This window comes from Rhizobacter sp. AJA081-3, from assembly GCF_017795745.1.
Lineage (GTDB): Bacteria > Pseudomonadota > Gammaproteobacteria > Burkholderiales > Burkholderiaceae_C > Piscinibacter.
This window is the reverse complement of sequence record NZ_CP059067.1, coordinates 4,479,064-4,494,674: the sequence shown is the minus strand read 5'-3', so window position 1 is coordinate 4,494,674 and position 15,611 is coordinate 4,479,064. Positions and strand designations below refer to the sequence as shown.

Genomic DNA, 15,611 nt, shown 5'->3' with positions numbered 1-15,611 from the left:
AAAGCCTGTCGGTGCCGTCCATGCCGCGCTGCTGGAATCGACGGATGCCAGGTGATGCATTGGTTGGCCCGCAAGGGCCTGGGTTCGACTCCCGGCATCACCACCACTGGATAGCTCAGTCGGGTAGAGCAACGACCTGATAAGTCGTCTGTCGCGGGTTCGACTCCCGCTCCATCCAAGAACGGTCGAAAGACCACCGCCGAACGTGCACCGAGGGCGCCTGCCCGAACGTGCATCAGCGGCGGCCGCTCGTGCGCCGAGCACGCGGGGCTTCGCATCCACGGCCAGCCGAGGTCGCCTTCAGGGAGGAGGCGGCCGACGCGCACCGTGCGATCCGGGCCCAGGCATTCGACGTCCGCGGCCGTTGCTGTAACGGCACCCATCCCCAACACGCAAGAGAACAAGGAGAACTCACATGAAGATCAAGCGTGTCACCGTGAAGAAGAACGAGCGCGGCCTGCTGCTGCGCAATGGCGATTTCGAGCGCGTGCTGCAACCCGGCACGCACTGGCTGTTCGCCGGCCTCGACACCCTGCGCGTGGAACTCTTCGCACTCGAAGCCCCGGCGTTCACGCACGGCCTGGCCGACTACCTGATGGCCAAGGAGCCCGAGGTGGTCGCAGCCGAATTCGTGCGCGTCGAGCTCAGCGAGAACCAGGTCGGCTTGCGCACCGAGAACGGCGTGCTGGCCGAGGTGCTCGCGCCGGCCACCCGGCGCCTGTACTGGAAGGGCCTGGTCGACGTGCAGGTCGAGGTGGCTGACATCGGCGCCTCGGCCGAAGTGCCGGCTGCGCTGGTGGCGCGGCTCGTGCAGACGCAGCTGCGCCAGCGTGCCGTGCAAGGCCTGGCCGGCGTGCTGCAGGTGCAGGTGCCCGAACACGGCGCCGGCATCCTGTGGATCGACGGCAAGGTCGAGCGGCTGCTCGCGGCAGGCTCGTACGCGTTCTGGAAGTTCAACCGCAACGTGTCGGTGGAACTCGTGGACCTGCGGCTGCAGGCCCTCGAGGTCACGGGCCAGGAGATCCTGACCCGCGACAAGGTGTCGCTGCGGCTGAACCTCTCGGCCACCTGGCGATTCACCGATGTGCTGAAGGCCTACACGCAACTGGCCAAGCCCGCGGAACACCTGTACCGCGAGCTGCAGTTCGGCCTGCGCGCCGCCGTGGGCACCCGCTCGCTCGACGAGCTGCTCGAGAACAAGACGGTGATCGACGAGGTCGTCACCGCCCAGGTCAAGGCGAAGCTCGCGGACTACGGTCTGCAGCTCGACGGCGTGGGCGTGAAGGACATCGTGCTGCCGGGCGAGATGAAGACCATCCTCGCCCAGGTGGTCGAGGCCGGGAAGTCGGCCGAGGCCAACGTGATCCGTCGGCGTGAAGAGACGGCAGCGACCCGCTCGCTGCTGAACACCGCCAAGGTGATGGAGGACAACCCCGTCGCCCTGCGGCTGAAGGAGCTCGAGACGCTGGAACGCGTGGCCGAGCGCATCGACAAGATCTCCGTGTTCGGAGGTCTGGACCAGGTGCTCAACGGGCTCGTGAAGCTCCGTTGAGCGCCCGCCCCGGCAGTGCCACAAGCGCTGCCGGGGCACTCACAATGGAGAACAACATCATGGAAACCAACCACATCCACGAAGACGTGCCCGGCGGCGTGCCGCTGAAGATGTGGACGCGCGGCGTGCCCGTCGAAGACGAGGCCAAGCGCCAGCTGCGCAACGCCGCGCGCCTGCCCATCGTCTTCAAGCACATCGCGGCCATGCCCGACGTGCACTTCGGCATCGGCGCCACCGTGGGCTCGGTGATCCCCACCATCAAGGCCATCATCCCGGCCGCGGTGGGCGTGGACATCGGCTGCGGCATGATCGCCTGCAAGACCACGCTGACGGCGGAAGACCTGCCCGACAACCTGGGCCCGCTGCGCTCGGCCATCGAGCGCGCGGTGCCGCACGGCCGCCAGCCCGGCAGCCGCGACCCGGGTGCCTGGCAGAAGGCGCCGGGCTCGGTGAACACCGCGTGGGCGCAGCTGGAGCCCGAGTTCACCGAGCTGTGCCGCGACTACCCCAAGCTGGCGAAGACCAACCACATCCAGCACCTGGGCACGCTGGGCACGGGCAACCACTTCATCGAGGTGTGCCTGGACGAAGCGGGGGCCGTGTGGTTCATGCTGCACTCGGGCTCGCGAGGCGTGGGCAACTTCATCGGCACGATGTTCATCGAGCTGGCCAGGCAGGACGCGATGCGCCACCAGGCGAATCTGCCGGACCGTGACCTGGCCTACTTCGAGGAAGGCAGCCGCTACTTCGGCGACTACGTGCGCGCCGTGGGCTGGGCGCAGAAGTTCGCCGCCATCAACCGCGAGGTGATGATGAAGCGCGTGATCGAAGCCGCGAAGACGGTGATCCGAAAGAACTTCCAGAGCCACATCGAGGCGGTGAACTGCCACCACAACTACGTGAGCAAGGAGCAGCACTTCGGCGAAGAGGTGTACGTCACCCGCAAGGGCGCGGTGAGCGCGAAGGCCGGGCAGCTGGGCATCATCCCCGGCAGCATGGGCGCGCGCAGCTACATCGTGCGCGGCAAGGGCCATGCGGACAGCTTCGAGAGCTGCTCGCACGGCGCGGGCCGCGTGATGAGCCGCGGCGAAGCCAAGCGCCGCTTCACGCTGGCCGACCACCGCGCCGCGACCGAAGGCGTCGAGTGCCGCAAGGACAAGGACGTGATCGACGAAACGCCCGCGGCCTACAAGGACATCGACGCCGTGATGGAAGCGCAGCGCGACCTGGTCGACGTGGTGCACACGCTGAAGCAGGTGGTGTGCGTGAAGGGGTGAGCCAGCTCGACCCGAAGGGGGCGCTTGCCGTGAGGCGGGCGCCCCTTCTTTCGTTGCCTGACAGGTTGCAGTCGCTGCCTGCAGATCAGGCGTGGCGCTATGACCGAGTGGGCTTCGCCGCGAAGTCTGCCTCCGTGCGCAATCGCGCGCCCAGCGCATACCAGTCGAAGCGCCGCGTCACCCCCATCACCGCCGCCAGCACGGCGAACAGCAGCACCGAGCCCAGCACCAGTGACGACTGCTCGCTGAGCAGCAGCAGGTACAGCAGCCCGTACAGCCCGCCGATGCCGCCGGCAAAGGCCAGGCCTGCGCGCCAGCCCTTCAGAACGTGGGCGCCGTAGTAGCCCAGCAGCAGCGTGCACGCCGTCGCCGCCGTCGCGTAGGCCACACCGAAGTCGACATGCTCTCCCAGGCTCACCAGCAGCAGGAAGAACAGCGCCAATGCACAGCCGACGAGCGCGTACTGCACCGGGTGCACGCGCAGGCGCCGCATCACCTCCACCAGCCCCACGGCCACGAAGGTGAGCACGATGAAGAGCAGGCCGTACTTGGTGGCGCGGTCGCTCAGCACGTAGGTGCTCACCGGGTCGATGAAGGCGACGCCGAATCTCTCGATGCACAGGGGCACGGGCTGGCCCGCAGCCGCCATCGTGGGCGCTGGCTCACCGGGTGCGCACAGGCCATATCCGCCGAGCAGTTCGGTGCCGCTGCGGCTGGCCAGCGCGCTGAGCTGCCACTCGGCCTGGAAGCCCTGGCCGGTGATGCTGCGCTGCGCCGGCAGGAAGCGGCCGTTGAACGAGGGGTGCGGCCAGTCCGACGAGAGCTTGAAGTTCGACTGCTCGCCGATGGGCACGAACGACAGGTCTTCGGTGCCGACCAGCTCCAGCGCCACGACGGTGTTCAGCGTCGCCTTGCCGTCCAGCGCCTTGCCGGCCGCCCAGCGGGCGTGGAAACCGCGCGGCACGTTCGGCGCCGGCGTGCCAGGCTGCACCGCCACCTCGTTGCCAGCGAGCGTGACCGTCGCGCTGCGGATGCCGCGCGGGTCGGCCACCGCCACCCACAGCACCGGGTCGCTGCAGGTCTGCTGCACGCCGGCCTTCGGCGCGGCGGGCTGCAGCGCCTGCAGGTCGGTCCAGTCGGCCTGCAGGCTGGCCTTCACCACATAGCCGTTGATGCGGAAGATGCCGCGCGTGCGCGGCTCGATGCGTGTCGATGCGTCCATCGCGAGCCGGTGCGGCACGGCGGCCAGGGTGTAGTCCTTGCGCTGGTCGACCCACTTGCGGTCCTTGCCCTCGCCCTGCTCGACCTTCCACTGTTCGCTGCACTGGCGCTGCAGCACCGGGCCTGCCAGCGTCTGGCTGCCTGCCAGGCTGTCGGCGATGCCGCGCTGCGCCTCTCGCAGGCGGCCTTCGCGCTCGGCGACCACGCCGCTCACCATGCCCAGCGCCCACAGCAACGCGAGCATCACGCCGGCCAGCGCCAGCAGCTTTCCAACGATGGGGAATTTCATGTCTTCGACCTCGCTCCCTGGTTTCGGAAGCAGCGGACTGTGGCGGCGCGCCGTGAACGCGGCATGAAGTTCGTGAACTCCGCGTGAAGTGGCGCGACGGTGCGGATCGGCCCCGAGCAGGGCGTCGATATAGTCAGGCCTGCCACGAGAGCGGAACGACATTCGGGGAGGAATGCGATGCTGAAATGGATGGCCAAGCTGCTCGGCGACAGCGCGTTCGAGCTGCCGCCCGGAGTCCCGGAGGCCTGGGCCCGGCGCCTGGAGAAGTTGCTCGAGCCGCTGGACCAGGTCGATGGCGGCAAGGGCCGCAAGGGCCTGGCTCGCGACATCCTCGGTTTCGTGCTGCAGGGCGAGCCGATGGCGGTGCTCCACGAGGTGGGGCAGCGGCCGGAGGTCGGCGAGCGCTTCCGGCTCACGGGCTACCACTACGGCCGCGGTGAGCGCGAATTGCCCGATGTCTTCGAGCATTTCGGTGCCGTGCCGCCGGTCGTGGCCATGCGCTGGGCGCGCGTGCTCGAGGCCAGCGTGAAGGGCCAGGTGTCGTCGTGGCGGCTGCAGCTGCCGCGCGGCACCCACTGGCCCGAAGTGATGCTGATGGCCAGCGCCGAGAGCAGCCTGACGGGCTGGTCGAGCCAGCGGCCCCAGGCCCAGGGCCTGGCGTGCGCGCAGATCGAGGCGATGCTGCAGGAGGATGGGCTGGAGCCGGCCTCGCTGGTCGTCGCCTGCTTTGCCTCGCCGGTCGATTCCGGCTACGGCGCCGAGCAGCGCCTGTTGATGCTGACCGATCTGCCGGACTATCCGCAGGCGCTGGAGCGCCACCTCGAGGCGGTGCGGCCGCATCTGCTCGCCGCGTCGGTGGCGCAGCGCGTGCATGTGCTGGCGATGCTGGCGCGCGCCACCGCGGCCACGCTCGAGCAGCTCGCGCCGCAGCTGTGCGAGCTGGGTGTGGCCAGCAGCAAGCAGGTGCGCATCCCGGCGGAGGGCGCGCTGCGCCGATGCGGCGCCGCCGTGTCGGCCCCGCTGCGCGAACTGGCCTTGAACGGCAAGCCCGAGCAGCGCCTGCATGCGCTGCGGCTGCTGCACCAGCTCGGCACGGAACGGGGCGATGGCGGCGATGCGGCCTTCGCCCGCGAGACCGCGGCGGCGGACAAGGCGCCGTCGGTGCAGGCGCTGCTCGCCGAGTGGGATGCGGGCGAGCAGGCGGCCGAGCAGGAAGAGCAGGCCTATGAGGTCGTGCTGCCGAGCATCGACTGGTCGGCCGCCAACTGCCGGGTGCCCCAAGAAGCGCTGGCGCGCCTGTGGAAGGACATCGACGAATCGATCACGCGCTCGAACGCCAGCATGCGCGAGCACCATGCGCGCATGGCGGCCCAGGGGCACAAGTTCCCGCTGCGCCAGGACGAGCCCTTCACCGGTGCCGATGCGCTTGCCCTGCAGGCCTACCTCGAATCGGGGAAGCCCCGGCCGCCGGATCGCACCCCGCAGCGCGGGCGCGGCTGGAACCACGTGGCCCAGCCCACGCTGAAGCTGGCCGAGACCGATGGCGTGGGGCCGGCGGCGATGCTCAAGGTGCTGCTGTTCTTCGACATCGCGACCTCGCACGACGGCATGCTCATGCATCCGGCCATCCAGGCCTTCAACGCGATGCACCGGCGCATCGGGCAGCCGAGCCTGATCGAGCTGTCGTGCATGCTCGACGAGGCCGGGCAGTCGGGCCAGGCGCTGCTGCGCAACTACTGCCACGCGTGGGGCGCTCAGTTCGCGGGCGACTGGCCCAACGAGCAGGTGTGGCCCTTCTTCGCGCACCACCTCGAAGCCGTGCTGCAGGCCCTGTTGCACGACACCATCAAGGACTACTCGTTCGGCCGCGCCGGGCTGTTCCGCGCCATCGCCACGCTGCCCAAGCCGCCGGCAGCGGCCATCAATGCGCTGTTCACGCTGGCGCTGGGCTCGGGCAAGACCGATCGCGGGCCGGCCCAGGAGGCCTTGCAGAACCACCCGGGCAAGGAGGAGCGCATCATCTCGGCCCTGGCCGACGGCAAGGCGGAGACGCGCACTGTCGCGGCCCTGTGGCTGGCCCGGCTTCGCCACGGGGCGTCCGTGCCCGCGCTGGAGAAGGCGGTCGCCAAGGAGAAGCACGACGTCGCCAAGGGCGCGATGCTCGATGCGCTGCAGGCCCTCGGCCAGCCGGTCGAGAAGTACCTGGACCGCAAGGCACTGGCGGCCGAGGCGGCCAAGTCGCTCGCCAAGGGCTTGCCGAAGGACCTGGAATTCTTCCCGTGGAGCGCGCTGCCCGAAGTCCGCTGGGCCGACAGCGGCGCGGCCGTGCCGCCCGACGTGCTGCGCTGGATGATCATGCAGGCGGTCAAGCAGAAGACGCCCGAGCCGAATGCGGTGCTGCGCAAGTACTGCGAGATGTTCGATGCGCGCGACCGCGAGGCGTTCGGCCAGTTCGTGCTGGAGACCTGGCTGCGCGAGGACGTGCGGCCGATCCCGCCCGACGAGGCGATGCGCCGCGCGCAAAGCTCCGCGCAGGGGACCTTCTCCTCGATGGCGAGCTACCCGCAGTACTACAAGGACAGCCCGAACCTCGGCAAGTCCGTGGAGGAGCTGACCGCCGCCTTCCTGCCCGGCCAGCTGCGCCAGCCCGCCGGCTCGGCCATCGGCGCCAAGGGCTTGCTGGCCGTGGCGGCGGCCTGCGCGCGCGAGCGCGCAGCCGGGCCCACGCAGCGTTACCTCAAGGAGTGGTACGGCTCGCGCGCCTCGCAGGGCAAGGCGCTGATCGCGATGCTGGCCTGGATCGACCACCCGAGCGCCACGCAGCTGATGCTGGCCATCGGCAGCCGCTTCCGTACCAAGAGCTTCCAGGAGGAGGCCACGCGGCAGGCCGAGGCGCTGGCCGAACGCAAGGGCTGGACGCTCGCCGAGCTGGCCGACCGCACCGTGCCCTCTGCCGGCTTCGACGAGACCGGCACGCTCGAACTGAGCTTCGGGCCGCGCAACTTCACGGCGCGCCTGCTGCCCGACTTCAAGGTCGAGCTGTTCAACCCGGACGGCAAGAAGATCGCGGCCCTGCCGGAGCCGCGGCAGGACGACGATGCCGAGCAGGCCAAGGAGGCGAAGAAGGCCTTCGGCGCGGCGAAGAAGGAACTCAAGAGCATCGTCGACCTGCAGACCGACCGCCTCTACGAGGCGCTGTGCACCGAGCGCGAGTGGCCCGCCGCCGACTGGGCTGCCTACCTGCAGCAGCACCCCGTGCTGCGCCACCTCGTGCAGCGGCTGGTGTGGGTGGAGCTCATCGACGGCAAGGCGGCGCGGACCTTCCGGCCGCTCGACGACGGCACGCTCACCGACCACGAAGACAACGCGGTCGAACTGACCGAGGGGGCGCGCGTGCGCCTCGCGCACGACTCGCTGATCGGCGCCGATGCCGTGTCGGCCTGGCAGCAGCACCTGGTGGACTACGAGATCAAGCCGCTCTTCCAGCAGCTCGGCAAGGGCCACTACGCGCTGCCCGAAGCGAAGGCCGGCAACGACGCGATCAAGGACTTCGAGGGACACCTGATCGAGGCCTTCGCGCTGCGCGGCCGTGCGCTGAAGCTGGGTTACACACGCGGGCCGGCGGAAGACGGCGGCTGGTTCCACGTCTACGAGAAGCGCTTCCCGACGCTCGGGCTGCAGGCGGTGCTCGAGTTCACCGGCAACCCGTTGCCCGAAGAGAACCGCACCGTGGCGCTGCTGAACCTGTCGTTCGCCAGCAGTGCCGACAAGTCGAGCGGGCAGCGAGGCAAGCTGACGCTGGCGAAGGTGCCGAAGGTGCTGCTGTCGGAGTGCTACAACGACCTGCGCCTGATCGCCGCCGAGGGCACGGGCTACCACGCCGACTGGCAGAAGAAGAGCGAGTACTGAAATGCCACACACCGAATCCGCCGCCGTGCTGCGCGCACCTGCCGAGCAGGTGCACGCCGAGGAACTGGCCCGTCTGCGCGAGAAGGACGCCGGCCCGCGACCACAGGGCTGGCGGCTGTCGCCACGCGCCGTGCGCAGCTTCATCCTCGGCGACGACAAGCTCGGCGTGCGGCGCAAGTTCTACGGCGACGACGCGCTGATCGACCGCTGCATCGTCACGCTGATGAGCGACCGCGGGCTGCTGCTGGTGGGCGAGCCCGGCACGGCGAAGTCGATGCTCTCCGAGTTGCTGGCCGCGGCGATCAGCGGCAACTCGATCTGCATCATCCAGGGCACCGCCGGCACCACCGAGGACCAGATCAAGTACTCGTGGAACTACGCGTTGCTGCTGGCCGAAGGGCCGACGCCGCGCGCGCTGGTGGGCGGGCCGATGCACGAGGCGATGCGCGGCGGCATGCTGTGCCGCTTCGAGGAGGTGACGCGGGTGCAGCCCGAAATCCAGGACAGCCTGATCAGCCTGCTGTCGGAGAAGGTGCTGCACGTGCCCGAGCTCGACGGCGAGGGCGCCACGGTGTTCGCGCAGCGCGGCTTCAACGTGCTGGCCACCGCCAACATCCGCGACCGCGGCGTGCATGAGATGTCGAGCGCGCTCAAGCGCCGCTTCAACTTCGAGACGGTGCGGCCGATCGCCGACCGCAAGCTCGAGACCCAGCTGGTGCGCGAGCAGACCGAGGCGCTGCTGGCGCGCGCACAGGTGGAGGTCGACTTCGACGCCGACGTGGTGGACCTGCTCGTGACCGCGTTCAACGACCTGCGCCAGGGCGTGACGAGCGAGGGCGTGGTGATCGAGAAGCCCACGGCGGTGATGTCTTCCGCCGAGGCGGTGTCGGTGGGGTATGCGGCCTGCCTGGATGCGCACTACTTCGGCGACGGCTCGGTCGGCGGCGACCATGTGGCGCGCCAGCTGATCGGCACCGTGCTCAAGGACAACCCGGAGGACGGCAAGAAGCTGCGCCACTACTTCGACGTGGTGGTCAAGCAGCGTGCGCAGCGCCACGCGCAATGGAAGCGCGTGCTCGATGCGCGCCGCGAGCTCGATCGCTGAGCCGCCCGGCACGATGCTGCCCACGTCGGACGCGGTGCGCGCGCTGGGGGCCCGGCTGATCGGGCCCGAGCTGGTGCTGTTTCCGGTGCGGCACCACAGCCCGGCCTGCGCGTGGCAGCTGCGCCGCTGGCTGGCCACGGTGCGACCCAGCACGGTGCTGGTCGAAGGGCCGCGCTGCTTCGACCCGCTCATCCCGATGCTCGTGCATCCCGAGGCGCGCATGCCGCTGGCGGTCTACACCTACGCCGTGTTCAAGCCGCAGGGCGAGCAGGCGGCTCGGCGGCGCGCCGCCTACTACCCGTTCTGCGATCACTCGCCCGAGCTGGTGGCGTTGCGCGCCGCGCAGGAGCAGGGCATCCCGGCCCGCTTCATCGACCTCGACCATGCCGAGCAGTGCCAGATCGAGCCCGACGAGGACGACGGCGAAGCGCAGTCGCTGCTCGACGAACGCCACTTCCGCCGCAGCCGCTACCTCGGCGCGCTGGCCTCGCGGCTGGGCTGCCGCGACCACGAGGAGCTCTGGGAGCACCTGTTCGAGGCGCCGGCGACGGCGCGCACGCTGCACGAGCATGTGCTGGACATGGCCGCCTACTGCCACCTGGCCCGCGTGGAGTGCAGCGACGAGGAACTGCGCGCCGACGGCACGCTGGCGCGCGAGGACGAGATGGCCTGGCACATCCGGCAGGCGCTTGATCGCCGCCAGCCGGGCGACGGGCCGGTGCTCGCGGTGGTCGGCGGCTTCCATGCGGTTGCGCTGCCCGGCCTGCTGGAGGGCGGCCGCACCGCGCGGCCGGCGATCTCGCGCAGCACCGTCAGCGACGAGGCGGCCGCACTGATCCGCTACGGCCAGGATCGCCTGGACCGCCTGAACGGCTACTCCGCCGGGATGACTTCGCCGGCCTGGCAGCAGCACCTGTGGGAGCGCATGCTGCGGCACGACAAGGCCGGCCTGCCGGCCGGTGCGCGCGTACGCCAGGAGCTCGCGCTGACCATGCTGTTCGACATCGCCATCGAGCTGCGCGGCCGCCACGGCCTGCCGCTGCCGATGCCGGCCCTCGGCGCGGCCTACGAGCACGCGCTGCAGCTCGCCGCGCTGCGCCAGCGCCCGGCGCCCGTGCGCGACGACGTGCTCGATGCGGTGACCAGCTGCTTCGTCAAGGGCGATGCCGATGCCGATGGCGCGCTGGTGCTTGCCGTGGCCCGGCGCATGCTCAGCGGCCAGGCCATGGGCAAGGTGCCGCCGGGTGCGAGCACGCCGCCGCTGGTGCGCGACTTCGAGTACCGGGCGCGCCGACAGCGCCTGAAGATCGACGACTCCCAGCCGCGCCGCGCCGTGCTCGACATCTACCGCCGCCCCGAGCACCGCGTCACCAGCCGGCTGTTCCACGGCCTGGGCCTGCTCGGCGTGCCGCTGGCCCACCGCAGCGCCGGCCCCGACTTCGTCAACGGATTCGGTCTCGACCGGCTGCAGGAACATTGGGACTACACGCACTCGGCGGCCACGGAGGCCGCGCTGGTGGAGGCCTCGGTGTACGGCACCACCGTGCCGCTGGCGGTGTCGGCGCGCTTCGCCGAGCGGCTGGAGCGCTTCGAGGCCGGCGCCGAGCCGCGCCATGCCAAGGCCGCCGCGGCGCTGCTCGTGCAGGCCTGCGTGCTCGGCCTGCACGACCATGTGCCGAAGGTGGCGAGCACGCTGGCCACGGTGATCGGGGCCGATGCGCAGTTCGAGTCGGTCGCGCACGCCACCGGCACGCTGGGGCTGTTGTGGGAGTCGCGCGAGCCGCTGGAGGCACGCGGCATCGAGCAGCTGCCCGTGCTGCTGAAGGCGGGCTACGAGCGTGCCATCTACCTCGGCCGCGGGCTGCAGGGCGCCGCGGGCGACGGCAGCGAAGTCGTCGCAGGGCTGTCGCGCCTGCGCGAGCTGCTGGCCAGCGAGGCCGGCCAGCGCCTCGATGCGGCGCTCTACTGGGCGCTGGTCGACGAGCTGCACGCCGGCAATGAGTCGGCCTTCGTCCGCGGTGCGGCGGCCGGACTGGCCTACGGCGCCGGGCGCCTGGCCGAGGCCGAGCTCGGCGTGGCGCTGGACGGCCACCTCAACGGCCTGATCGCGCCGCGCGATGCGGTGTCGTTCCTGCGCGGGCTGCTGCAGACCGCGCGCGAGGCGGCCTGGCAGCAGCCCGCGCTGCTGTCGGTGCTCGATCGCCTGCTCGCGGACTGGAACGACGCCGACTTCATCGCCAACCTGCCCGAGCTGCGCCTGGCCTTTGCCGAGATGACGCCAAAGGAGACCGACCGCATCGCGCAGTCGGTGGCCGAGCTGCACGGCGAGGCCGACCTCGGCCGCCTGGTGCGCTACGACATCTCCGCCGGTCAGGTGCAGGCCCACCTGGCCACCACGCAGCGCCTGCTCGACGTGCTGCGGGCCGACGGCCTGGCCAGCTGGGTGGACGCATGAAGAACGTCGCCCGCTGGCGCCTCGTGCTCGGCAAGTACGCCGAGCAGCGGCTGCCCGGGCAGGGCGGCGGCCTGCAGGCCGAGTACGGCCGCATGGACCGCGCGCTCGAATACCTCTACGGCCGCGAGTACAAGGGCCGCGGCCTGCGCGACGACCCCGCGCCGGGATCGCTCGACCCGTCTCAGCTGACGCTGGTGACCTGGCTGGGCGAGGTGCGCGAGCTGTTCCCGCAGGAGACCGTCGAGCTCATCGAGAAGCACGCCCTCGACCGCTACGGCCTGACCGAGCTCGTCACCGACCCGAAGACGCTGGAGCGGCTCGAGCCCAACCAGCAGCTGCTGCGCACCTTGCTCTCGCTGCGTGGCCACTTGAAGGGGGACGTGCTGCACCTGGCGCGCCGCATCATCCGCCAGGTGGTCGAGGAGATTCGCCGCCAGCTCGAGCCCGAGGTGCGGCAGGCCCTGTCGGGCCGGCTCAACCGCTTCCGCCATTCGCCGATGGCGATCGCCCAGAACTTCGATGCCAAGGGCACGATCCGCAAGAACCTCAAGCACTTCGACCGCGAGCGCGGGCAGCTCGTCATCGAGCAGCTGCGCTTCTTCGAGCGCAACACGCGCCGCCTGCCCTGGGACATCATCCTGTGCGTGGACCAGAGCGGCAGCATGGCCGACTCGGTGATCCACAGCGCGGTGATGGCCGGGATCCTCGCGGCGCTGCCGGCCTTCCGGGTGCGCATCGTCGTGTTCGACACCAGCGTCGTCGATCTCAGCGATCATGCCGACGACCCGGTCGAGACGCTGATGCGCGTGCAGCTCGGCGGCGGTACCGACATCGCGCAGGCCGTGCGCTACTGCACCCAGCTGGTGGAGAACCCGCACCGCACCGTGCTCGTGCTGGTGACCGACTTCTGCGAAGGCGCGCCAGCCGGCGAGCTGGTGCGCGCCGTCAAGAAGCTCGCCGAAGCGCGAGTGAAGCTGCTCGGCCTGGCCTCGCTCGACAGTCAGGCCCACCCGGTCTACGACCGCCAGATGGCGGAACGCCTGGCCGCCTGCGGCATGGAGATCGCCGCGCTCACGCCGCAGAAGCTGGCGCACTGGCTGGTGAAGGTGATCTCGTGAGCGGCGTGCTCGATCAGCTCGCCGCGCTGCTGGCGCGCTTCGACGAGGAGTCCTACGTGGCGCTGGCCAACCGCGGCCTGGTGCGCCGGGCCCGCAAGGACCTGGAGCAGCAGCGCGCCGAGCTGATCGAGCAGTCCGCCACCCAGGTGGTGGTGGGCTTCGGCGCACAGCGCATCCGCTTCGACCATCGCGGCCCGGCCCACGCGCAGTGCGACTGCCCGGCCAGCGGCATGTGCCAGCACATCCTCGCGGCGGCGATGGGGCTGCAGCAGACGCTGCAAGCCACGGCCCCTGCCGCCGAGGCCGCCGTTGCGGCCGAGGCCGACCCGCTGGCGCCGTTGCAGGCCGCCCTGCTGGCGCTGACGGCGCCCGAGCTCGTGCGCCACGCCGGCAAGGCTGGCTACCGCTGGGCCTGGCAGTATGTGCAGGACCTCGAACCCGAGCACGCTCTGCTGATCTCCGGCACGCAGCACCTCGTGCTCGGCCTGCAGCGCCCGCGCGTCACGCTGCGCTACATGGGCGGTGGCCTCGACGCACTGATCGCCGATGCCGAACTGGCGCAGATCGAGAAGTACCGCGTGGCCGCGGTGCTGGCCTTCCAGCGGGCCCATGGCCGCGAACTCACGCCGCCCGAGCCCACCGCCCGGCAGCGCAACCAGGCGCTGGACCTCGGCATGGACCACGCGCTGGCCGAGCCGCGCGACGCGAGCCTCGATGAGTCGCGCGCGCGCCTGCGCGGCGCCTTGCGCAAGATCCTGGCCGAGTCGGTGGAGCTGGGCCTGGCGCACCTCTCGCGCGGCATCCAGGAGCGCTACGCGACCCTGGCCGTGTGGGCGCAGGGCGCGGAGTACCACCGCCTCGCCTTGCTGACGCGCCGCATCGCCGACCACGTGGAACTGCTGCTCGAGCGTGCCGGGGGTGCCGACGAACTGCGATTGCTCGACGAGCTGAGCATCGCCCACGGGTTGGTGTGCGCGCTGGAGGCTGCCGCCGCGAAAGGCGCGGCGCCGCGGCACCTGGTGGGGCGCGCTCGCTCGCGCTACGAGTCGGCGGCCTCGCTGGAGTTGCTGGGCCTGGGCGCGCAGGCGTGGCGCTCGCCGGCGGGTTACGTGGGCCTCACGATGATCTTCTGGTCGCCGGCCGAGCAGGCGTTCATGTCCTGCACCGATGCGCGCCCGCAAGCGCAGCGCGGCTTCAACCCGATCGCCCGCTACAAGGCCGCCGGCCCTTGGGCTGGGTTGGGTGCGCCGGCGCAGACCACGGGACAGCGTGTCGTGCTGCAAGGGGCGCAAGTCAACGACGCAGGCCGGCTGTCGGCAGCCGACAGCGCCAGTGCCACCGTGCTGCCGCTCGATGGCGCGTCGCTCGTGCAGATGCTGAAGCCCTGGGACTCCTGGGCAGCGCTGTGCAGCGCACGCGGTGAACAGCGTGCCAGCCTGCTCGCCGAGCCCGAACCGATGAAGGACTGGGTGGCGTTGCGGCCCACGCAGTTCGGCGAAGCCCGGTTCGACGACGCGCGTCAAACCCTGGTCTGGCCGCTGCTGGATGGGCAGGGGCAAACGCTGGCCGCGGAGACGCCGTTCGACGAGTACAGCCAGCACGCCATCGGGCGCGTCGAAAGCCTGGGGCCGGCCGCGTTGGTGCCGGGAACTCTGGTGATTGCCCGGCTGCGTGCGTCCACGCAGGGCGGCGTGGTGGCAGAGCCCCTGAGCCTGGTGCGCCCCGATGGCAAGGACGTTTGCGTCGATGCGCTGTACTTCGACGACGCACCGCAGCTGGGTATGGCCTCGGCGCTTCTGGAGCGGTTGAAGCGCATGGTTCCTTCGCGCGATGCACCGATGCCGGCGATGAATGCGCCAGTGGCACCAGGTGCGTTGCAGCACCTGCGGCATGAACTGCAGCGACAGGCGGAGCGCGGCAGTCCACCGGACCATGCCGAACAAGCGCGCGCCGGACTGGCGAGCCACGCGGAGCGTTTGGCAGACGCCGGCTTCACGATCTTTCGCGCCGTGCTGACTCAGGATGTCGGCGCAGGCGAGCGACTGCTGCGCGCGAACTATCTTTGCCTGCAGTGCGAGCGACTGATGCTTGGAGAGAGTGCAGGCGAAGTCTGAGAAGGCGGTCAGGCATCGCAGCTTCGATCCTCAGTGCGCGGGACAGCTTGCCTGAGGTTGAGTGCTGGGTCGGCCGCGAGAGACTGGATTCGGGAATTCGCATTCCGCGCCCGAACGACCGCCCACGCCCGACGCGGCCGGGTCATCGGCGCATTCCCGGGTCACGCTTCGTCGGTCGTCTGCTCGGACTCCTCGTCTGCGACAGGCGCGGCCGCCTTCTTCGACTTCGACGCGACCACCGGTGGCGCGAGAGAAAGTGCCAGTGCATCGCGCGCCGAGGCGGCCTGCGCCTTGACCAACGCCTGCTCCGCATGGCCTGCGCCGAACTCGATGCGCGGCCGCCAGGTTGCCGCCAAGGCTTTGCTCCCCAGCGCAGATCGCGCTGAAGCGATGTAGTTCTGGAGTGAGGCCACCGACAGCGTGTCGAGCTTGTCTACAAGCGCCCTCTCTTCTTCGAGAGTGAAGGGCTCCATGGGTTTCGGTGTGGTGTCTTTTTGCATACCCGGAGGGTAGTCCGATTCGGATCGAGTTCCCGCATTGGGGCGCACCGCAAGAAAAGAATTCGGTGCGA

At 70.3% G+C, this 15,611-nt stretch carries 9 protein-coding genes and 1 tRNA gene; 8 read left to right on the top strand and 2 right to left on the bottom strand.

Annotated features, from left to right (window positions below; all coding sequences use genetic code 11):
- The first annotated feature begins 107 nt into the window (after positions 1 to 107).
- The 3 genes from HZ992_RS21320 to HZ992_RS21310 all read left to right on the top strand — a co-directional run bounded on the left by HZ992_RS21320 (position 108) and on the right by HZ992_RS21310 (position 2,829).
- Positions 108 to 178: transfer RNA gene (locus HZ992_RS21320), tRNA-Ile, on the top strand.
- Positions 179 to 415: 237 nt separating this feature from the next.
- The gene (locus HZ992_RS21315; protein ID WP_209383806.1) at positions 416 to 1,552 is read left to right on the top strand and encodes a slipin family protein; all 1,137 of its coding nucleotides are present in this window, start codon (positions 416 to 418) and stop codon (positions 1,550 to 1,552) included.
- Positions 1,553 to 1,611: 59 nt separating this feature from the next.
- The gene (locus tag HZ992_RS21310) at positions 1,612 to 2,829 is read left to right on the top strand and encodes an RtcB family protein (RefSeq protein ID WP_209383805.1); all 1,218 of its coding nucleotides are present in this window, start codon (positions 1,612 to 1,614) and stop codon (positions 2,827 to 2,829) included.
- 97 nt (positions 2,830 to 2,926) lie between these two features.
- Here the strand turns inward: HZ992_RS21310 and creD are convergent, their stop codons facing one another.
- On the bottom strand, positions 2,927 to 4,339 hold the full coding sequence (gene creD, locus HZ992_RS21305; RefSeq protein ID WP_209383804.1) for a cell envelope integrity protein CreD: 1,413 nt from the start codon (positions 4,337 to 4,339) through the stop codon (positions 2,927 to 2,929).
- A gap of 177 nt (positions 4,340 to 4,516) precedes the next feature.
- Here creD and HZ992_RS21300 point away from each other — a divergent pair, with 177 nt between their 5' ends.
- From HZ992_RS21300 to HZ992_RS21280, 5 genes are read left to right on the top strand one after another with little or no spacing between them, the layout of a single operon-like run.
- Positions 4,517 to 8,248, top strand: coding sequence for a DUF4132 domain-containing protein (locus tag HZ992_RS21300; protein WP_209383803.1), 3,732 nt, complete (start codon positions 4,517 to 4,519; stop codon positions 8,246 to 8,248).
- Position 8,249: 1 nt separating this feature from the next.
- On the top strand, positions 8,250 to 9,353 hold the full coding sequence (locus HZ992_RS21295; RefSeq protein WP_209383802.1) for an ATP-binding protein: 1,104 nt from the start codon (positions 8,250 to 8,252) through the stop codon (positions 9,351 to 9,353).
- A gap of 13 nt (positions 9,354 to 9,366) precedes the next feature.
- Positions 9,367 to 11,808 (top strand): DUF5682 family protein, encoded by a 2,442-nt coding sequence (locus tag HZ992_RS21290; protein ID WP_209383801.1) that lies wholly within the window; start codon positions 9,367 to 9,369, stop codon positions 11,806 to 11,808.
- Positions 11,805 to 12,926 (top strand): VWA domain-containing protein, encoded by a 1,122-nt coding sequence (locus HZ992_RS21285; RefSeq protein ID WP_209383800.1) that lies wholly within the window; start codon positions 11,805 to 11,807, stop codon positions 12,924 to 12,926. The genes HZ992_RS21290 and HZ992_RS21285 overlap by 4 nt, the downstream gene beginning before the upstream one ends.
- Complete coding sequence (locus HZ992_RS21280; protein ID WP_209383799.1) at positions 12,923 to 15,040, top strand: YehQ C-terminal OB-fold domain-containing protein; 2,118 nt, start codon at positions 12,923 to 12,925, stop codon at positions 15,038 to 15,040. The genes HZ992_RS21285 and HZ992_RS21280 overlap by 4 nt, the downstream gene beginning before the upstream one ends.
- A gap of 161 nt (positions 15,041 to 15,201) precedes the next feature.
- On the opposite strand, the gene HZ992_RS21275 is transcribed toward HZ992_RS21280, so the two are convergent.
- Positions 15,202 to 15,540, bottom strand: coding sequence for a hypothetical protein (locus HZ992_RS21275; RefSeq protein WP_209383798.1), 339 nt, complete (start codon positions 15,538 to 15,540; stop codon positions 15,202 to 15,204).
- Between the last annotated feature and the right edge of the window lie 71 nt (positions 15,541 to 15,611).